We start from the raw sequence: 19,568 nt of genomic DNA on the forward strand, positions 1-19,568 counted from the left end.
GGTGCAATCGGCCCCTTGCGGCCCCATACTGGATCCATGGTCAAAGGTGTTTCACGGACCGGGAAGCCACTGGTCCTGCTGCTGTGCGTGATTGCAGCACTTGTGCTCTTGTCGTTGCTCGTCGTGCTCACCCGCGGGGCACCGAAGCCACTTGATGCCGCCACCCCTGCCGGGGTCGTGCAGGGCTATGTCACCGCCGTCATCGGCGGCGACGAGGCCGCCGCGGCGGCCTATCTGGACCCCGGGCAGGACTTCAGTTGCGAGGAGTTCGACGCCGTTGCCCCCGAGCGGAACGTCCGGGTCGCGCTGGTGTCCACCACCGAGCGCGACACCACTGCCGACGTGGTGGTGTCCATTTCACACACCAATGTCGGCGGACCGTTCGGAAGCGCCGAATACGCCAGCGAAGAATCCTTTGACCTGAGACTCGTCGAAGGCAAGTGGCTGATCTCCGACGCCCCGTGGCCTTTGGTTGTCTGCCCTGAGAAGGGCATCGCGCCATGAGCACCGGCAACACCACCGTGATTCGCCCCGCCGCCCCCGCGCTGGGCACGCTGCGCCGCGTCATCCTCTACCTGCTCCTTTTCGCACTGGTGTCCCTGGCCGCCTCCGGCGTCAGCGGGCTGCTGGGCATGCTGCTCACCGCCGGCGATGCGATCGCGTTCAACGATTCATCCTCGCTGGCCCTTGCCATGGCACTGGCGCTGGTGGGCGGCCCGCTGGGCGCAGTGGTGTTCTGGGCGTCGTGGCGACTGCTGGCCGATCCTGCCGAACGCCGCGCCACGGCGTGGGGCATCTATGTCTCTGCCATGTACGCAACTTCCCTGCTCACCGCCACCGGATTCGGCGTCGGCGCCCTGGCAGCGCTGGCGGGCGGGGACACCGGTTCCTGGAAGTCTTCCCTGGCCACCGGCCTGTCATGGGCCGCGGTGTGGGTCTGGCATCGGTGGATGCTGCACCACCGGACCCGGGGGCCGTTGGCCTTGGCGAAGGTCCCGCACGTGCTCGGCACCGTCATTGGACTGGTCATCGGCCTGGGCGCCGGCACGGGCGCGCTTGCCGTGCTCTTCGAACAGGCGCTGGGAACGCACGGGGAGCTGGCGGTCATCGGTGCTCCCTGGTGGCGCGCCGTCCTGGCGCTGCTGGTGTGGGCAGCGGGCGGGATCCTGGTCTGGTGGTGGCACTGGATCCGCGAGGGAACCCGTGAGCTGCACACCAAGCTGGCGGGGGTGGGACTGGTGGCCGTCGGCGTCGGCGGGTCCGCGATCCTGGCCCTGGGCGGAGCCGGCGTGCTGTTGTTCGTGCTGCTGCGCATGGGCCTTGACCGCAGCGATCCGCTGCCGGTGCTGCTGGAACCGGCACCCGAGGCCCTGGCCGCTGCGTTGCTGGGCACGCTGTCCTGGCTTTACCACGCCAGGATCGCAGGGAACCGGCCCGAACCTGTTCCCGCAGCTGCCGGGCTGGCCGTCTCCGGGATCGCGCTGGCTGCGGCGGCATCGGGCATCGGCGTCGTCGTCAATGCGGCCCTGTCCACGGCAACCACGCGGCTGGGCGGCACCGACCCGACCGAGCTGCTGCTGGCGGGCCTGAGCTCGCTGGCCATTGGTGGGCCGCTGTGGTGGTTCACCTGGCATCCGACCCGGCCGGCCGACCCGCGCGGCCGGCGGATCTACCTGGTGTTGGTCTTCGGAATCAGCGCCGTGGTGGCCCTGGTGACGCTGCTGGTGATCGGGTTCCGGCTCTTCGAATTCATGCTCGGGGATTCCGGCGGTGCCGGCCTGCTCGAACGCGTTCGCGCACCTCTGGGCCTGCTGGTGGCCACCGGGCTGGTGGCGGGTTACCACTTCGTGCTCTGGCGGCACGCCCGCTCTGCGGGTGCCGGGGACGAGCCCGCGCCGGAGCCCGGGCGCGGCATCCGGGAGGTCATGCTGGTGGCCGGTGAGGATGCCCGAGAGCTCGCCGCGGCGATCCACGCACACACCGGCGCCAACGTCACGGTGCTGCACCGCCACGATGGCGCCGAATCAACGCTCTCCCCCGACCGGTTGTTCAGGGTCCTGGGGCCCGTGGCGGCAGAGCGCATCCTGATGGTGGCCGGCCCGGCCGACCGCCTGGAGATCATCGAACTGACGGCCGATATCCGGGGACGGGACTAGCCACCCAAGCGGCACACGGAGCGCGCCGGATGCGCACCTAGTAGGAGTAGCCGCCCTTGCCGGACACCGCGGGCTTGACGTCCGCCAGGTATACGCAAGCGATGCAGGCGCCAACGAGCTGGAAGATGCCGCCGCCGCCACCGCCGAGCACCGACAATACGCAGACCAGGGTCGCGGCCGCTGTCATGCCCATCCAAAACGGCTTGCTGCGCTTGTTTTCGCGCTGGAAGTTGGCCGCGGGGTGCCGCACCGCGTCAAAAAGCGCCACCAGGGCAATCACGGCGGCCAGGATACCGAGCGCGAGCAGAAGATAGTGCTCGAACAAGTGCGCAAGATTCATGGATCCAGCTTAGCCGCGTTAGCCCAGCGCCGCGGTCAGGTCGACGTGCAAGTCCTCGACATTTTCAATGCCGACGCTCAGCCGCACCAGGTTGTCCGGCACCGTCCCGGGTTCACCCGGGTGGCGACGGCGCCGCTCGGCCAGGGACTCCACGCCACCGAGCGAGGTTGCCGGGGTCCACAGCAACAGTTTCGCGAGCATCGCATCGGCGGCTTCCGCGCCGCCGGCGACCTCGATGGCCACGATGGCCCCGAAGCCTTCCAGCTGTTCAGCCGCGCGCTGGTGACCGGGGTCTTCGGGCAGACCGGGATAGCGCACCCGGGAAATCGCCGGGTGCCCGGCCAGCCGCTTGGCCAGTTCCATGGCGCTGGCTTCTGCCCTGTCCAGGCGCAGGGCCATGGTCCGGATGCCGCGCAGCGTCAGCCAGGCCTCGAACGGGCCGGCGATCGCCCCGTGCAGGGTCCGCATGCCGTGCAGTCGGGAACGCAATTCGGGATTCCGGGTCACTACGGCGCCCAGGACCACGTCAGAGTGGCCACCCATGTATTTGGTGGCAGAGTGCACCACCACGTCGGCGCCCTGCTGCAGCGGCCGCTGGCGCAGCGGGGTGGAGAAGGTGTTGTCCACCACCGTGAGCACCCCGGCCTCGCGGGCGGCTGCCAGCAGCACCGGCAGGTCGGCAACCTCGAGCATCGGGTTGGTGGGTGACTCCAGCCAGGCCATGTCCGCACCGGCCAGGGCGGCGATCGCGGCGTCTGTGTCGGCCAGGTCGACGCGGCGCACCGAGAGTCCCAGCGTCTTTTCCAGCTCGGCCACCAGCGAGAGCGAACCGTTGTAGGCATGGGACGGGATGACGATGGTGCCGCCCGGAGGCAGCAGGGAGAGGGCCGCGGCCACCGCCGCCATGCCGGAGGCGTACGCCAGGGCGGGGAGTTCGCAGTCCTCGAGCTGGGCGATGGTTTCTTCCAGCGGGTCCCAGGTGGGGTTGGTGAAGCGTCCGTAGACCTTCTCCCCGGCGTCCGGCTCCCCCAGCGAGTGGAAGGTGGAGGAAAGCACGATGGGCGAATTCACGGGCTGGTCAACTGCATGCGGCGGGCGTCCGGCGGACACCACAACGGTGTCCGGGGCCCACGGCGCGGATTCTGGGCGGGTCATGATTTTTAGGTTACTCCCTGGCCAGGCCCGCGCCCCAGCCGATGACGTACAGGTGCGCACACCGGATGAGCCGACAGGGCCCCGGTGCGGATAGGCTAGAAGGCGTGAGCAACGCGCAGCCAAACCCCGTCAACGCAGGCCGCTTCATCGTCTTCGAGGGCGGTGACGGGGCTGGAAAGTCCACGCAGGCCGCCCTGCTGGTCCAGGACCTGCGCCAAAACGGACACACCGTGCTGCACACCCGCGAGCCCGGCGGCACCCCGATCGGCGAGAAGCTGCGCTCCCTGGTCCTTGACCACGGGCAGGGCACCGTCGATGCACGCACCGAGGCCCTGATGTATGCGGCGGCCCGCGCCGCCCACGTCGAACAGGTCATCCGCCCCGCACTGGCCGCCGGCACCATGGTTGTCTGCGACCGCTACGTCGATTCTTCCCTGGCTTACCAGGGCATCGGCCGGGAGCTCGGTGAGGACGCCGTGCGTTCCATCAACGACTTCGCCACCGGCGGGCTCCAGCCGGACCTGACGGTGCTGCTCGATGTCACCCCGGCCGACGGCCGTTCCCGCCGCACCGTCGGCGCCGACGGCAAGCCGCTGGCCGAGGACCGCCTCGAATCCGAACCCGACGAGTTCCACTCCCGCATCCGCGACGCCTTCGTGCACTTCGCCGCCCGGGAGCCAAACCGCTATCTGGTCCTGGATGCCGCCACCGGGGTCCAGTCGCTGGCCGCCGCCATCACGGAGGCCGTTGCCGCACGGCTCAACGGTCCGGGAGCCTGAGCATGGATGTCTGGGACGACCTGCCGGGACAGGAGAAGGCCATTGCCGCGCTGCGCCGCGCGGTCGCCGAAGGCAACCCCGCGCATGCATGGCTGTTCACCGGCCCGCCGGGCTCCGGTCGCTCCAACGCGGCGCGCGCCTTTGCCGCCGCCCTGCAATGCCAGCACCCCGATGCGGCGCTGCGCGGCTGCGGAAGCTGCAAGGCCTGCGTCACGGTGCTTGCCGGCACGCACCCGGATGTCGCGCTGATCGCCACCGAAAAGGTCAACTACCAGATCGAGGACGTCCGGACGCTGATCACCAAGGCGCAGGACCGGCCCTCCACCGCGCCCTGGCGCGTGATCATCGTGGAGGACGCGGACCGGATGACCGAGCGCACCACCAATGTGCTGCTCAAGTCCATCGAGGAACCTCCCCCGCACACCGTCTGGATCCTCTGCGCTCCCTCACCGGCCGACGTGCTGGTGACCATCCGTTCACGCTGCCGCTCGGTGTCCCTGGCCGTTCCGACCCGCGCCGCTGTGGCCGAGTTGCTGGTGCGCCGAGACGGACTCTCCGAGGAACAGGCCGACTTCGCCGCCCGGGTTTCCCAGTCGCACATCGGCATCGCCCGGCGCCTGGCCCGCGACCCGGAGGCACGCCGCCGCCGCGACACCACGGTGCGCCTGCCGCTGCGCATCCGCACCGTCTCCGACGCGGTGATGGCAGCTGCCGAACTGGTGGAGCTGTCCACCGCGGAGGCCACCGCGTCCGCAACGGAACGCGCCGAGGCCGAGGCCGCCTCCCTGCGCACCGCGCTGGGACTGGAAGCCGACGCCCCGGTGCCGCCCCAGCAGCGCAGCGCGTTCAAGGCCCTGGAGGAGAACGCCAAGCGCCGCGCCCGGCGTGCCACCCACGACGCGCTGGACCGCTCGCTGATCGACATGACCACGTTCTTCCGCGACGTGCTGCTGGTGCAGTTGAATGCCTCCACCGAGCTGGTCAACGACTACCTTTCCGATCCCCTGCATGCCTACGCCAACGCCTCGCGGCCCGAGACCACGGTGGCAAAGATCGATGCCATCGCCGAAGCGAGGGCGCGTATTGGCGCCAACGTCGCCCCGCTATTGGCCATCGAAGCCATGATGGTCAGCCTGCGTCCGACAAAATAGCCTTTATTCCCCAGTAATTTTCCCCCCATTCCGCGCACTCGCGCCCCAAGGAGCCTGAAGCCCGCATGAGAGCACCCCGCCGCCACCTGTCAGTGATTGCCGCACTCGGCTCCGCGGCCCTGTTGTTGGGCGCCTGTTCCACGGCAACCGCCCCGGCCCCTGCCATCAATTCGGTGCCGGCAGAGTCGGCAGCGATTCCGGCAGGCCTGGAAAAGTTCTATACCCAGGAACTGGACTGGGCTTCCTGCGGCGGCGTGCTGCTGTGCACCGAGCTGACCGTACCCATGGATTACGACGACCCGTCCGGAAAGACCATGACCCTGGCCCTGAACAAGCGCCCGGGCGGCAAGAACGCCGCCGGCTCGCTGTTGGTGAACCCCGGCGGCCCGGGTGCCTCCGGTCTGGAGACCGTCCGCGAGGCGGTCCCGAACATGTTCGGCCAGGATCTGCAGCGCGGCTTTGACGTGGTTGGCTTTGACCCGCGCGGAGTCGGTTCCTCCACTCCGGTCACATGCGAGCAGCCGGCCGAACAAGACGCCGGCCGGGCGGAGCAGTTCGATCCCGGCTCCGACGCGGGAATCGAGGAGATGCGCCGCGACAGCGCCGAGTATGCCGCGCTGTGTGCCGAGCGCACCGGGGACGCACTGGGCTTTGTCGACACCATTTCGGCAGCCCGCGACATGGACGTGATTCGTTCGGCGCTCGGGGACAAGACCCTGAACTACCTGGGCTATTCCTACGGCACCTCGCTGGGCGCCAACTATGCCCAGCTCTTCCCGCAGAACGTGGGTCGCATGGTTCTTGACGGGGCGCTTGACCCCACGCTCGGCAACAACGAGATCACCATGGGCCAGGCCCTCGGGTTCGAAAACGAGATCCGTGCGTACATGCAGGATTGCCTGGATTCGGGCGATTGTCCCTTCAGCGGCGAGCTCGAGGATGCCTTGGACCAGTTGCGCGAACTCTTCGCCGAGGTGGAGGCCGAACCCCTGGTAGGCAGCGACGGACGCAGCGTCCCGATCATCGACTTCGTCAACGGGTTCATCGTCCCGCTTTACGACAATTCCACATGGCCCATGCTCACCGAGGCACTGCGCAATGTGATGGCCGGGAACGTCGATGACATCCAGTACTTCGCCGACCTCACCGCCGGACGCGAGTCCGACGGGAGCTACACCGGCAACGGCACCGCCGCCTTCAGCGCCATCAACTGCCTCGACTATCCCATGGACGCGGACATCCCGACGATGCGCGCCGAGGCCCAGGAGCTGGCCCAGGCGGCCCCGACGATCGGCAAGTACCTGGCCTACGGCCCAGTGGGCTGCCAGGACTGGAAACACCCCGCCACCGGCAATCCCGCCCCGTTGACTGCGGAGGGCGCCGCTCCGATCGTGGTCATCGGCACCACCGGGGATCCGGCCACGCCGTACGCGTGGAGCCAGGCGCTGGCCGAGCAGCTTTCTTCCGCCTCGCTGGTGACCTACGAGGGCCACGGCCACACCGCCTATGGCCGTTCCAACGACTGCATCGCCAACGCCGTGGAGTCCTATTTCCTGGACGGGACGGTTCCGGCCGACGGATTGACGTGCTGACGGACCCTCCCACCGCGTCGTTTTGACCGCTGAGGACAGATTCCTATAAAGTGTTCACTTGTGGTGCTCACGCGCCACGGTGCCTCCTTAGCTCAGTTGGTAGAGCGTTTCACTCGTAATGAAAAGGTCGCCAGTTCGATTCTGGCAGGAGGCTCTGATCCAGCCCCGGGAAACCGGGGCTTTTTCATTTCCTGGTCACCTCAAAACTGCCAAGCTTCAGCCTTCGCCGCAGCCGACTGCACAACCAGCGATGCGCCGGAAAGAGCCACCCAGCAGGCCTTCTGGGCTCAACCTGAGGCCCCCCGCCCACACGTTGAATATCGTGTGTGCAGGCATTGAACTCTCGATCGCCGGTGTCGTTCCCATGACCGCGGACGGCCTTGAGCAAGCACTACCAGAACTTGGTTTGCCGAGGGGCCGACCAGTCAATCATGCAAGAAAAGTCCTAAACCTAGGCTTAGGACCTTTCTTGCATGATTTCCACTGTTGGACCGAATAGGTCTTCCTCCGAGCACGGCCAACCATCTGGCCCACGAACGGCGTCGCCTGGCCCCACCGCGTCCCAAAACGCTCGAGGAACACGCGCAGCAGCGGCGCATCGTAACGATGCCAGGAATTCACGGCATCTTCCTATTCGGGGGCGGGGTCCAGACCAGTGGTCCAGCCACCACGTCGGGCCTGGTCGAGCGGGATACCCGCCTGGCCCTCGCCGGCCTTGCGCCCCGGCGGGCGGATAGGTGTTCGCGATCGTACGCCGACCGGGCGGCGGCGTTGCCCAGGACCGCATAGGCGTCCATCACCGACTGCAGCCGGGAACGCTCCAGCGCTTCCTGCTCCGGTCCCTCAGGCCCGGGCCTGGTGTCGGGATGGTGCAGGCGCATCTGGGCCCGGTAGGCACGGGCGATCTCGGCGGCGCTGGCCCGCGGATCCAGGCGAAGCACCGCATAGGGGTTGAGGGACTCCACGGCAATGCCTTTCAAATCTTCGCGCCGGGGTCGGGCGCGGGCGGCAACTGGGATGCCGAAGATGGTCCCGTCCCCCGCCGGGAATCGGGACCATCTTCCACGGGGACGGCGCCAACCCCGACCCTACGGTGCGCCGGAGGGCGCCGCGGTGTGCCGTTTGGCCAGCACCCGCAGTTACTGATGTCGGGGGCGGGCCGTCCCCGTCGGGTGAACCATCTCCGGGACCTCAGGCGTCGATGGACTGGCGGTCGGACTCCTTGCTGGTAATGGCGATCTTGCGTGGCTTCGCCTGTTCGGCGACCTGAATCTCCAGGGTCAGCACACCCGCGTCGTAGCTGGCGTCGATGTTCTCCGTATCGAGGTTCTCCCCCAGGACCAGCTGGCGGCTGAACACTCCCCGCGGGCGTTCGGCGGCAAGGATTTCGACCTCGTCTCCCAGCGCACCTCGTTCGGCCTTGACTGTCACGACGTTGTTTTCGACATCCAGGTCGATCGAATCGGGGTTTACCCCCGGAAGGTCAAACTCGATCCGGAACTTGTCACCTTCACGCCAGGCATCCATGCTCATGGCCGCCGGCCTGACCGTCGTCCCCCAAACCTGTTGGGCGAGCTTGTCGAGTTCACGGAACGGATCTGGGCGCATCAACATTGTTCTCTCCTTCACAGCTTTGTCGTTTGCCGATCCCGCTGCCCCGTGTGGCTGCGGGTATTAATTTTTTAGCATCACTCCATCGCCCGCGCAACAAGAAATTGTTTGGGAAATTGGCGCTTTTTGCCCCGGACCCGCAGGGCGCCGCAGCTCGAACGGCCGGGGAGCAGCCCCCGTCTTAAACGTGTGCGGGGACCCGCTGACGGGTCCCCACACACACTTGTCTTGACGCTGTTCCGTTGCCGGGAGCCTTTTTGTCGACTAGGCGAAGTCGCTGACGGCCGGATCGGCTGCGATGCGGCCCTCGGCGCCCTTGTCCAGGGCGTTGATCGCGGCGAGGTCATCGGCGTCCAGCTCCACGCCCAGCCCCGAGTGGTTCTCCACGATCCGCGAGGGGGTCACCGACTTCGGGATGACCACATTGCCCAGGGCCAGGTGCCAGGCAATGACGACCTGGGCGACGGACGCGTTGTGCTTCTCTGCGATGGCCACCAGTGCCGGGTCGTTAAGCAGTTCGCTGCCCTGGCCCAGGGGCGACCACGACTGGTGCAGGATGCCCTTGGAAGCCTCGAACTCGCGCAGTTCGGTCTGCGGGAAGTACGGGTGGGTTTCGACCTGGTTGATGACCGGCAGCACTCCGGTGGCTTCCTCCAGCTCGGCGAGCGCCTCGATGGTGAAGTTGCAGACGCCGATGGACTTCACGCGACCCGACTTCTGCAAGTCAATGAGCGCACGCCAGGTGTCCACGTATTTTCCCTGCTTGGGCTGCAGCCAGTGGATCAGGTAAAGGTCAAGATACTCCAGGCCCAGGCGTTCCATGGATGCGTCGAAGGCGGCCAGGGTCGAGTCGTAGCCCTGGTCGGCGTTCCAGACCTTGGTGGTGATGAACATGTCCTCACGGGGCACGTCGGTGGCGGCAATGGCGCGGCCAACACCCTCCTCGTTGCCGTAGATGCGGGCCGTGTCGATGTGGCGGTATCCGGCGGCGAAAGCTTGGACGACCACGTTCGTCGCGACGTCGTCCTCGACCTTCCACACCCCGTAGCCAAGCTGGGGAATGGTGTTGCCGTCGTGGAATGTGAGCTCAGGGGATACAAGGTTCGTCATGTTTCCCATCCTGCCACCGTGCATTGACCGGAATTGCCGGACCCGGCATTGATCAGCGCTGGGCGAAACCGAAATCCCCGCAGCCCGGAACGCTAGTGCTTGGCCATTTCGGCCTCTGCCGCACTGATGCCGTCGGCCACCAGATCCGCGCGCATGGCAACGTTCTCCAGGCCCGCCGACGCATAGCCCCAGCGCTCCCCGTCGAGACGTGCCATGGCCGCCACTTGCGCGGTGGTCGCCAGGTCGTTCGCGGCCTTGGAAAGCAGGCGGTGCACGGCGTAGAGCTCGTGCGGGACGGCTTCGCCGGTGCTCGGGGCCTTGGCTTGGGCGGCGACGCACACCAAGCGCACCCGACCCTGGAGCTCGGCCAGGTGGTTGGCGATCAGGATCAGGGCATTGTGGAGGTCGTCGTCCTCGATGCCCTCGAGGACCTGGTGCACCCGATCCAGGGAGCGCCCGAACCTGTCATAGGCCCGGCGCCAGACCCCGTCGCCGAGTTCCTTGTTGTCGCGGCGTGCGCCGCGTACCGAGGAGAACAGCCCCATCTACGTGTTTGCCTTTGTTGTCGCCATGATGTCCCCCGGTGGTTCTGGTCGCCCGAGGAACAAGTCGTTACCCGTGTTGCCACTTTCAATTCTAGAGGTATTGCCCAAACCCGCCGTCGCCATCGGTTCCCGTGCCCGGCGCAGGACCCTGCGGTCCCGGTGCCGCGCCGGGATCTCCTTGGGTCATGCGTTCGGGCTCGCCCTGCTCGTTGATGATGATTCCTGGGGCCACTTGCGTGCCCGGGGGAAGCTGGCGCATGGCCATGCGCTGGGCGAGTTGTTGGTTGGCCATCTGCTGGGCGGCCATGGCCGCCTGCAGTCCGTGGAAGACGCCTTCGAGCCAGCCCACCAGCTGGGCCTGGGCCACGCGAAGCTCGGCCTCCGAGGGTGTCTCGCCGTCGGCGAAGGGCAGCCGGATGCGATGGAGTTCCTGGGCAAGTTCCGGGGACAGCCCGGTCTCCAGCTCGTGGACGGAGCGTTCGTGGATGTCGGCCATGCGGGCGCGGGCTTCCTCGTCCAGTGGCGCCGAGCGGACCTCTTCGAGCAGCTGCTTGATCATCCCGCCAATGCGCATGAGCTTGGCCGGTTCCCCGATGCTCATCACGTGCGCACTGTCCTTGCCCGGCGCGTGGCCTTCCTTGGCGCCCGGGGCGTTGCCGGGACCGGGTGCTGCAGGACCCATTGGCATGGTTCCGGGGCGGGTGCCGGCCTCGGCCGCAGCCTGGAATGGGCCGTTCACCTCATCGGGCGTCAGGGTGTTGGACGCAGCGTTGGGATCGGGGATCTGTTCACTGTGCTCGCTCATGGCTCCATCTTGCCATGTGAATCCCCGGTCCGGCAGGGAGATTTCCTTGTTGGTTCGAAGCTGGCCGCAGGCACGGCCCGCAAGGGCGATCCCTGTCGGCACCGCACACAGGCGGGCCAACGGACGCGGGGCCGGCGGACAACGTGTCCTCCGGCCCCGCGGCGCTGACGCACTGATGCGCGGAAAGCTGGTCAGCAGCACCGACCCTGCGGGTTCTTCTCCTGCCAGTCGGAGTAGTCGCGCCAGAATTCCCGTTCGCCCATGGGAGCGACGCCCGGGTGCGTGCGGGCCTGGTGCTCGAGGTACACCCGGTATTTGTCCGCCCCCAGCACCCCCTCGAGGTAGCGCACGATCCCCCGGGCGATCTTGCCCGTTGCGGATAGTCCGCGCGCCAGCACCGAGGTGCCGCCGACCGGTGGGGTTCCGCCTGTGCCAGCCATGGTCAGTGACCCCCGCGTGCCATCTGTTGCTCCGGAGGAACCTGCTTCCAGGCCTGCTCCAGCTCCTTCTCCGCCGGGGAGGAAACCAGTCCGCTCGGGGCGTAGATCCTTGAAGGGACCTCCGGATCCTCGGTGTCGGTTCCCCCGCCGTTGGGGTAGGCGCGGATGGTGGCGATGATGGCCGTGACGATCACGATCACCGAAAGCACCAGGAAGATCACCGAAAGCCAGCCCTGGACGCCGGTGTTGCGCACCACTGCCTCCATGGCCTCGACGTTCTTGGCGGTGCCGAATGTGGTTTCCCCGCGTTCGAGTGCGCCCTTGAAGGCATTGTGCTGGGCGAAGTAGCCCACGGCCGGGACCGGGGAGAAGATCTTCAGGAACGACGCGTACACCGTGACGACGGTGGCGAATGCCAGCGGCAGCACCACGATCCACAGGTACTTGAAGTTCCCACGCTTGGCCACGATGGTCATGACCACGGCCAGTGCGATGGCCGCCAGCAGCTGGTTGGAGATGCCGAAGAGCGGGAAGAAGGTGTTGATGCCGCCCAGTGGGTCGGTGACCCCGAGGATCAAGATGTATCCCCAGCCGGCGACCATGATCGCCGTACACGCCCAAGCACCGGGACGCCAGGAGGTGTCCTTGAACTTCGGAATGAAGTTGCCGATGGTGTCCTGCAGCATGAAGCGGGCCACACGGGTTCCGGCATCAACGGCGGTGAGGATGAACAAGGCCTCGAACATGATGGCGAAGTGGTACCAGAAGGCCATCATCGCCGGCCCGCCGAACCACTGGTTCATGATGTGTGCGATGCCCACGGCCAGGGTCGGGGCGCCGCCGGTGCGCGAGACCACGGATTCCTCGCCCACGCCCGCCGCCAGGTCGGTGAGCATGCTCGGGGTCAGGTTCACGCCGGTCAGGCCCAGCGAGTTCACGAACGCCACGGCGCCCTCAACGGTGCCGCCGGTGGCCGCAGCCGAGGAGTTCATCGCGAAGTAGATGCCGCGGTCGATGGAGATCGCCGCGACAAGGGCCATGATGGCCACGAAGGATTCCATGAGCATGCCGCCATAGCCCAGGAAGCGGGTCTGGCGTTCCTTTTCAACCATCTTCGGGGTGGTTCCCGAGGAGATCAGCGCGTGGAACCCGGAGAGGGCACCACAGGCAATGGTGACGAAGAGGAACGGGAAGAGATGCCCGGCAACCACCGGGCCCTTGTCGGAGCCCGCGAACTCGGAGATCGCCGGAACAGTGATCTCCGGGCGGACCACGATGATGGCAACTGCCAGCAAGCCGATGACACCGATCTTCATGAACGTGGAGAGGTAGTCGCGCGGGGCCAGCAGCAGCCACACCGGAAGCACCGCGGCAATGAAGCCGTACACGATGATGAACCAGGCCAGGGTGGTGCGGTCCAGGTGGAAGAGCTCGGCACCCCACGCGGATTCGGCAACCCAGCGACCGGAAATGATGGCGAACATCAGCAGCACGAAGCCGATCAGCGAAATTTCCATGACCTTGCCCGGGCGGATGAAGCGAAGGTAGACGCCCATGAACAGGGCGATCGGGATGGTCAGACCAACCGAGTAGACGCCCCAGGCGGACTCGCCCAGCGCGTTGACAACCACCAGGGCCAGGATGGCGACGATGATGACCATGATGGCCAAGGTCGCAATCAGTGCGGCGGTGCCGCCGATGACGCCGAGCTCTTCACGGGCCATCTGCCCCAGCGAACGTCCGCCGCGGCGCATGGAGAAGAACATGACCAGGTAGTCCTGGACCGCGCCGGCCAACACCACGCCGATGATGATCCAGATGGTGCCCGGAAGGTAGCCCATCTGCGCCGCAAGGATCGGGCCGACCAACGGCCCGGCTCCGGCGATCGCCGCAAAGTGGTGCCCGAAGAGCACACGGCGGTCGGTCGGCATGAAGTCCTTGCCGTTGTTTTTGTACTCGGCAGGGGTCGCCCGGAAGTCATTGGGCTTGGCGATCTTGCGCTCAATGTACTTGGAGTAGAAGCGGTAGGCCACCAGATAGGTGCACACCGCCGCGAAGACGAACCAGATGGCGTTGATGGTCTCCCCGCGGGAGAACGCCAGGATGGCCCAGGCGACGCCACCGAGCAGCGAAATCGCCACCCACAGGGCAATCTTGGCCGGCGTCCATTTACGTTCCTCGGCCTCCGCAACTTGCGGGTCGACACCTGCCGGGGGAAGCCCTGGAGCTGAAGGTTGGGACGTGCTCATGTTTTCCTCTCACGTGACGGATGGATCGGACGATGCGAGTGATCCTTTGGGCGCACGCCGCGGACCTTAGTGGTCCACGACACCACCCTCTGAGATACACCGTAGCCCGTGGGAAAAACAGTTTCAGAACTTTACGATGATTTTCCCCGTGTGGTTCCCCGAATCGAAGTATTCATGCGCCAAACGGGCTTCCCTGAAGGGGAAACGTCGGTCGATCGACAGATCCAGCGTGCCCTGGGCCAGCATCGGCAGCGCGTGTTTCCTCACTGCGGCGACGATTTCCTCCTTCTGGTCCAGCGGACGGGCACGCAGCGTGGTGCCCATGACCCTGGCACGCTTGGTCATCAGTGCCCGGAGATCCAGTTCCGCCTTGGCCCCGCCCTGAAGGCCGATGACCACCAGGGTCCCGCCGGTGGCCAGGATGCGGACGTTTTGCGAGAGGTATTTGGCGCCCACGACGTCCAGGATCACGTCCACCCCGGCGCCGTCGGTCAGCTCCAGGATGCGTGCCGCGAAGTCCTCCTCGCGGTAGTTGATGCCCGCGTAGGCGCCGAGCGCAAGGCAATGGGCGATCTTTTCCTCGCTCGAGGCCGTCACCAGGACCTGGGCCCCTGCAGCGGCCGCCAGCTGAATGGCCATGGAACCGATCCCGCCGGCCCCGCCGTGCAACAGCACGGTGCTGCCCGCGGTAAGCCCGGCTTCCAGGAAGAGGTTCGACACCACGGTCCCGGCGACCTCCATGAAGCCCGCGGCGTCGACCAGGTCCACGTCCTGCGGGAGCTCGATGACAAGCCCTGCGGGCACCGTCACGTATTGGGCATATCCGCCCCCGGCCAGGAGCGCGCACACCCGCTGGCCAATGGCGGCCGAGACGACACCCTCCCCCAGCGCCTCGATGGTGCCCGACACCTCGAGTCCGGGGATGTCGCTGGCACCGGGAGGCGGCGGGTAAACGCCCCGGCGCTGTTGCACATCGGCACGGTTGAGCCCGAAGGCCGCCACCTTGACCAACACTTCCCCGGGCCCGGGGACCGGCATGGGGCGCTCGGTCTCGACCAGCACCTCGGGACCGCCTGCACCGCGGAATTCAATGGCCTGCATCGTGGTCATGGTGTTCTCCCGTTTTCCTTTGCTTCGATCGCGGGTTTTGCCCGGCGGCCCATGCTTCTTAGGTCCCGGCATCCGCGTTTTTCCTTCTTGGGGCCACTCTAACCGCCGGGAAATTCCGGCTCCCGTTTGTGACCGGCGGGGCGTGGCGGTTCGAAGGCACCCGCGGGCTGGCGTATACTTTTTGGGTCTGGATGGTTGTCCGAGCGGCCTAAGGAGCTGGTCTTGAAAACCAGTGTGCGGTAACCCCGTACCAAGAGTTCAAATCTCTTACCATCCGCGCAATTCAAGGAGGCGGTTCCCGTACCCACGGGAACCGCCTCCTTCCGTTAACTATGAGGCCATGTCCAAGTCCAGTGTTCGCACGTAGGATTCGAATCATCCGGGCAAGCACGATTCCCGGATCCCGAACCAACGGCAACCAGGATTGGAAGCGTTCGAAGATGACCCTGCGCAACAGCACCCCCGCCGGAAACCCGGTCTGGACCGACATCATGAGCACCGACATCGAAGCCAGCAAGAAGTTCTATGCCGCCCTCTTTGGCTGGGAGTTCGAGGAACCGAGTTCCGAGGAGTACGGCGGGTACCTCAGTGCCACGAGGAACGGGCGCCTCGTCGCCGGGCTCTCCCCCTACCAGCCCGAGTTCGGCGGCATTCCGAACATCTGGTCGCTGTATTTGAAGAGCGATGACATCACCGCCACCGAGGCCAGCGTCCAAGACTCAGGCGGCCAGGTCCTGATGCCGCCGATGCACGTGGCGCCATACGGGCACATGGGCATCTTCCTTGATGCCGGCGGTGCCGCATTCGGCGTCTGGCAGCCGCAGGAGCACCAGGGGTTCGGCGTCGATTCCGAGCACGGGTCCCCGGCTTGGCACGAGCTGTATTCCAAGGCGTACCCTGCGGCGGTGGAGTTCTACTCCAAGGCCTTTGGCTGGGACATGCATGTCATGTCCGATGCCCCTGAATTCAGGTACACCACCTATGGGCAGGGCGACGATGCCCGGGCCGGGCTGCTGGACGCCGCAGGCTTCCTCCCGGCCGAGGTCCCCGGATTCTGGGTGACCTATTGGGGCGTGGACGACGTGGATGCGGCCTGCGCGACGGCGGTGGCCAACGGCGGTGCAGTGACCGAGGGCCCGGAGGATTCGGAGTTTGGCCGGGTCGCCGCGATCACCGATTGCTGCGGTGCTTCCCTGAAGCTGGTGGGTGTGAAGCAGACCCAGTAGGTTCGGGCCTCGGGGGGGGGAAGGTGCGGGTGCCGGCGCCCGCACCTTCCCGCGTGCCGTCAAAGCGGCTGGACCAGGTCCTTGACCTGGCTCATCCGCAATACCTCGCGGGCAATATCCTGGGCGTCGCCGAGCGTCCGTGCCGCACCGTCAAGCGGCGCCCCAGCCTGGGCGGCAATCGCTGTGCCCCACTGGGCCGAGGACAGCTGCAGCCCGAGCACGAAGATCGCCCGGTGCGCCAACCCCCGGGCATCGACCATCCGGTACGGCTCTCCGACGACGTCAAGCCCCTGGCCCGGGATCGGTTCGCCCTGGTCGTTGCGCATGGTGAAGGCAGCCGCCAACCCGTCGTCAAGTAGTTGCTGCAGTAGCGGTGAATCTGTTTGCAGCACGCGGTTGGCCGGCATCATCGCCTCGATGAGCGTCCGTGCCGTGTATGCCGGGGCATCGACCCAGGGCGAGGACGCGGTGAACATCCCGGTGGGCACATCGATCTCGAATTCCGGGTCGGGGCCGATGAATTCCACGACCTTGGCGCGCGCCAGCGCTGCCAGTTCCTCGATGCGCTGCAGGGGCGGACCGGAAGCCAACCCCTCCACCAGGGGCTCGAACCAACCCTGTACCTCGGCCAGCCGCGACTCGTCGGAAATCAGGCCCTCGGCGAGCAGGTCCTTGACGATCATGCGCCCGGCGTTCAACGTGGCGATGGCCATCTTCAGTGGGTCCTTCTCACCCTCCACCGAGGAAATGGCATCGTACTCCAGGTATTCCATGACCGCTTTTTGGTATGCCTTCAGGGAAGGGAATCCCTGTTCCGCAAAGGGATGCCCCAGCCCCGGAACATCCAGGAACCCCATGGCCGGAGCCAGTTCCCCCACGAGTCGTCGGGCTTCCTGCAGCCATACCTGGGACCCCGCCTGGTGCTCGGCATCGAGGGCATCGGTGAGCATGTCAACGAACTCGTCCGGGTCCACCTCGAAGCGGGAGGGATGGCGCCGAGCCGCCGTGCGGTAGTACGCCAGCAGGACATCGCGGTGCAGCAACGGCCACACGTGGGCGTCGAAGCGCACCGTTGCCTCCGGGTTGAGCATCCGGGCCTCGGCGACCCTTTGGACGAGCACCTCGCTATCCAGGTAGCGCAGCCGGACCGAGTCCGGGATGAAATCCTCGATGCAGGATTTCGCGCGGTACGGCGTCCCGCGGCGGGAGGCTGCCACAATGCGCGGCTCGCGGCCCGTGGGCCAATACTCCAGGGCCCGGCCGGGCCCTCCGTTGATTTCGTTGAATTGACCCCCGCGTCCCACCGTCAAGGCAACCATCACGTCAAAGAAGTTCAGTCCCAGGCCCCGTACCAATACCGTCTCCCCGCCCGGCACCTTGTCCCAGGCAACGTCCCCGGGCACGTTCGGGCCCTGGTAGAGCAGGCCGGCATCATCGGCGGCCTGGGCCATGGCTCCCTGTGACGGGTTCAGTCGTGCCGAAACATGTCCCAGTGCCAAGACCACCGCGTCGGCGCGCCGTTCGAACTCCGGTCCCGACCGCCGCGGGTGGGGGCGGGTGCCATCGACGGGGTGGGCCTGAAGCAAGTAGTCGGCCTCCCCGCGGTGCAGCGCGGTGACCTCTGCACGCTCGAAGCGCACCTCGGAAACCGCCTCATGGGAACGAAGCGCTGCAACCGATCCGTCAAAAACATGACGCAGGTAGCGGCCGTAGAGGGCCCGCGGAGGGTAGGAACCTCGTTCCATCTGCTCCAGTTCCGTTCTTTCCACGCTGCTGAGCGCCGCCCCGTCGCCGCCGGCGGCACGCCACTGGTCAAAGCTCAGCCCAGGCTCGTCCGGGTGCGTGCGGACGGGGGCCACCGTGGGGAACCCTGCCGGGGTGTTCATCAAGAAGAGACGGGACTGGGCCGTGGACCAGACATGACCGGCACCCGGGTCATGGACGTCATAGACCACCACAGTGATCTTGCGTGAGTGGCTCTGGGTGCGCCGCAATTCGGCAGCCAGGCGTTCGAGGACCGAGGTCCCCCTGGGCCCTGCACCCACAATGGCTATGACGTACGGTTCCCTACCGAAATTTTTCTTCTCACTCACGGATTCAGCCTAGTCTGCTGTTGCGGTCCATCGCTTCGCTTGGGCGCAGCATTTGAAGGCCGCGCCCAAGCGAAGCGAGGGTCCGCACCGCTGGCAGGATCACTTAGGCCGCTTCATAGCTTTCGACGGTGGCACGCAGGGCATCAGCATGCATGTAGATTTCGTCCAGGCTCTCAATGGGGATACGCGTCTCAGCCTTGTCCTCCCCAAACAGACCCAGGTACTTCTGCGATCTGTTGAAATGCAATCTGGCGATGGGCTTGCGATTGTTGTCGTCGAGGAGAACCGCAAAATAGGACTTCGCATCTCGATGCGCAATGCGGTTGACCTTGACGGTTTTGCAAACAATGGCTCGAACAATGTGGAAGCCTTCAATCTCTTCCAGGGTCGTGTCGACTCCATCGTCTTGCTCGAGGTCTGCCTCGGCCACGGGTTGGCTGGTTACGCTGGCCGCTGCCGCCGCCGCGGTAACCATGGGGATGTTCGGCTCCCCGAGTGCTGCCTTGAGCCGATCATTCACCTGATCCGCAAGGTACTGTTTCGTGGCCTTGGCAACGAGGCCCGTGAACTGCTCGCGAACCCGTTGCGTAAACTGGCCCCCGTAGACGCCCGCAGAGAGGAATTTGACCCACTCGGCCGTTGGCTCTTGGAAGTTCGCCGCGATGGCACGTTTGATTTCCCCGACATAACGTAATTCTTCGGCTGCGCTGACGATGGATTCAAGGTCAAAAGCGTCGCGGGAGAGCTTGCGCAGTTCGGGGATCAACGTTTCGTCGATGTCATTCATATCGAGGATCAAGAATGGCTTCGCATCCATCTTGTTCGGTGCATCAAGATCGGTATAGAACTGGTAAACCTCGCCATTGGTCAAGATCGCGATCCGTGCGGTGGTTGCTGCGAAGTACCGGTAAAGCTGAGACGCATGCTCATACTTCAGGCCACCGACCGATCGCTTGCACTCAATCAGGATCTGCACCTCGCCATCAAGCATGATTGCGTAATCGATCTTTTCGCCCTTTTTGATCCCGATGTCGGCGGTGAATTCGGGGACAACTTCCAGCGGATTGAAAACGTCATAACCAAGGATCGTCGAAATGAACGGCATGATGAATGCGTTCTTCGTCGCTTCTTCGGTTTCGATGATCGTGCGTTGTTGCTGAATCTTTGCTGCCAGCGCTGCTAGCCGTTCTCCAAATTGCATTGATT

18 protein-coding genes and 2 tRNA genes are annotated in these 19,568 nt (G+C 65.9%); 8 read left to right on the top strand and 12 right to left on the bottom strand.

Translation table 11 applies throughout. The features are described 5' to 3' along the window. Positions 1 to 36 precede the first annotated feature (36 nt). Both Q2T94_RS04340 and Q2T94_RS04345 read left to right on the top strand, forming a co-directional pair. Complete coding sequence (locus tag Q2T94_RS04340) at positions 37 to 504, top strand: LpqB family beta-propeller domain-containing protein (protein WP_264271208.1); 468 nt, start codon at positions 37 to 39, stop codon at positions 502 to 504. Beyond that, positions 501 to 2,156, top strand: coding sequence for a DUF5671 domain-containing protein (locus Q2T94_RS04345; protein ID WP_302263009.1), 1,656 nt, complete (start codon positions 501 to 503; stop codon positions 2,154 to 2,156). The genes Q2T94_RS04340 and Q2T94_RS04345 overlap by 4 nt, the downstream gene beginning before the upstream one ends. Before the next feature lie 37 nt (positions 2,157 to 2,193). Here the strand turns inward: Q2T94_RS04345 and Q2T94_RS04350 are convergent, their stop codons facing one another. Next, the gene (locus tag Q2T94_RS04350; protein WP_264271206.1) at positions 2,194 to 2,496 is read right to left on the bottom strand and encodes a DUF2516 family protein; all 303 of its coding nucleotides are present in this window, start codon (positions 2,494 to 2,496) and stop codon (positions 2,194 to 2,196) included. Between the two features lie 18 nt (positions 2,497 to 2,514). Then, positions 2,515 to 3,651, bottom strand: coding sequence for a trans-sulfuration enzyme family protein (locus tag Q2T94_RS04355; protein ID WP_302263010.1), 1,137 nt, complete (start codon positions 3,649 to 3,651; stop codon positions 2,515 to 2,517). A gap of 65 nt (positions 3,652 to 3,716) precedes the next feature. On the opposite strand from Q2T94_RS04355, the gene tmk reads away from it, so the two are divergent. The 4 genes from tmk (at position 3,717) to Q2T94_RS04375 (ending at position 7,327) form a co-directional block, all read left to right on the top strand. Then, positions 3,717 to 4,430, top strand: a complete 714-nt coding sequence (gene tmk, locus Q2T94_RS04360) for a dTMP kinase (RefSeq protein ID WP_264271204.1) — start codon at positions 3,717 to 3,719, stop codon at positions 4,428 to 4,430. A gap of 2 nt (positions 4,431 to 4,432) precedes the next feature. Next, on the top strand, positions 4,433 to 5,581 hold the full coding sequence (locus Q2T94_RS04365) for a DNA polymerase III subunit delta' (RefSeq protein ID WP_264271203.1): 1,149 nt from the start codon (positions 4,433 to 4,435) through the stop codon (positions 5,579 to 5,581). Positions 5,582 to 5,646: 65 nt separating this feature from the next. After that, positions 5,647 to 7,173, top strand: coding sequence for an alpha/beta hydrolase (locus tag Q2T94_RS04370; RefSeq protein WP_302263011.1), 1,527 nt, complete (start codon positions 5,647 to 5,649; stop codon positions 7,171 to 7,173). A gap of 81 nt (positions 7,174 to 7,254) precedes the next feature. Further along, a tRNA-Thr gene (locus Q2T94_RS04375) sits at positions 7,255 to 7,327 on the top strand. Between the two features lie 463 nt (positions 7,328 to 7,790). On the opposite strand, the gene Q2T94_RS04380 is transcribed toward Q2T94_RS04375, so the two are convergent. The 8 genes from Q2T94_RS04380 to Q2T94_RS04415 form a co-directional block, all read right to left on the bottom strand. Further along, the gene (locus Q2T94_RS04380; protein ID WP_264271201.1) at positions 7,791 to 8,138 is read right to left on the bottom strand and encodes a J domain-containing protein; all 348 of its coding nucleotides are present in this window, start codon (positions 8,136 to 8,138) and stop codon (positions 7,791 to 7,793) included. A gap of 226 nt (positions 8,139 to 8,364) precedes the next feature. Then, positions 8,365 to 8,787: an Hsp20/alpha crystallin family protein gene (locus tag Q2T94_RS04385; protein WP_302263012.1), complete on the bottom strand. Its 423-nt coding sequence runs from the start codon at positions 8,785 to 8,787 to the stop codon at positions 8,365 to 8,367. Positions 8,788 to 9,048: 261 nt separating this feature from the next. Next, a complete protein-coding gene (locus Q2T94_RS04390) occupies positions 9,049 to 9,894 on the bottom strand; it encodes an aldo/keto reductase (protein ID WP_302263013.1) in 846 nt (281 codons plus the stop codon). Between the two features lie 92 nt (positions 9,895 to 9,986). Then, complete coding sequence (locus tag Q2T94_RS04395; protein ID WP_264271198.1) at positions 9,987 to 10,439, bottom strand: hypothetical protein; 453 nt, start codon at positions 10,437 to 10,439, stop codon at positions 9,987 to 9,989. A gap of 91 nt (positions 10,440 to 10,530) precedes the next feature. Further along, positions 10,531 to 11,244, bottom strand: a complete 714-nt coding sequence (locus Q2T94_RS04400) for a proteasome activator (RefSeq protein WP_302263014.1) — start codon at positions 11,242 to 11,244, stop codon at positions 10,531 to 10,533. A gap of 191 nt (positions 11,245 to 11,435) precedes the next feature. Beyond that, complete coding sequence (locus Q2T94_RS04405) at positions 11,436 to 11,684, bottom strand: YbdD/YjiX family protein (protein WP_302263015.1); 249 nt, start codon at positions 11,682 to 11,684, stop codon at positions 11,436 to 11,438. A gap of 2 nt (positions 11,685 to 11,686) precedes the next feature. Further along, complete coding sequence (locus Q2T94_RS04410) at positions 11,687 to 13,933, bottom strand: carbon starvation CstA family protein (protein WP_302263016.1); 2,247 nt, start codon at positions 13,931 to 13,933, stop codon at positions 11,687 to 11,689. A 123-nt stretch (positions 13,934 to 14,056) separates the two neighbouring features. Continuing rightward, positions 14,057 to 15,034: an NAD(P)H-quinone oxidoreductase gene (locus Q2T94_RS04415; protein ID WP_302263362.1), complete on the bottom strand. Its 978-nt coding sequence runs from the start codon at positions 15,032 to 15,034 to the stop codon at positions 14,057 to 14,059. A gap of 198 nt (positions 15,035 to 15,232) precedes the next feature. Between Q2T94_RS04415 and Q2T94_RS04420 the strand changes: the two genes are divergently transcribed. Beyond that, positions 15,233 to 15,320: transfer RNA gene (locus Q2T94_RS04420), tRNA-Ser, on the top strand. A 163-nt stretch (positions 15,321 to 15,483) separates the two neighbouring features. Beyond that, positions 15,484 to 16,269 (top strand): VOC family protein, encoded by a 786-nt coding sequence (locus Q2T94_RS04425; RefSeq protein ID WP_302263017.1) that lies wholly within the window; start codon positions 15,484 to 15,486, stop codon positions 16,267 to 16,269. A gap of 59 nt (positions 16,270 to 16,328) precedes the next feature. Here the strand turns inward: Q2T94_RS04425 and Q2T94_RS04430 are convergent, their stop codons facing one another. Beyond that, the gene (locus Q2T94_RS04430; protein WP_302263018.1) at positions 16,329 to 18,362 is read right to left on the bottom strand and encodes an FAD/NAD(P)-binding protein; all 2,034 of its coding nucleotides are present in this window, start codon (positions 18,360 to 18,362) and stop codon (positions 16,329 to 16,331) included. A gap of 103 nt (positions 18,363 to 18,465) precedes the next feature. Continuing rightward, positions 18,466 to 19,563 carry a type I restriction endonuclease gene (locus Q2T94_RS04435; RefSeq protein ID WP_264271193.1) on the bottom strand — a complete coding sequence of 366 codons (1,098 nt, stop codon included), beginning with the start codon at positions 19,561 to 19,563 and terminating at the stop codon, positions 18,466 to 18,468. Positions 19,564 to 19,568 lie beyond the last annotated feature (5 nt).

The sequence above is a fragment of the Paeniglutamicibacter sulfureus genome, from assembly GCF_030512175.1.
GTDB classification, from domain to species: domain Bacteria; phylum Actinomycetota; class Actinomycetes; order Actinomycetales; family Micrococcaceae; genus Paeniglutamicibacter; species Paeniglutamicibacter sulfureus.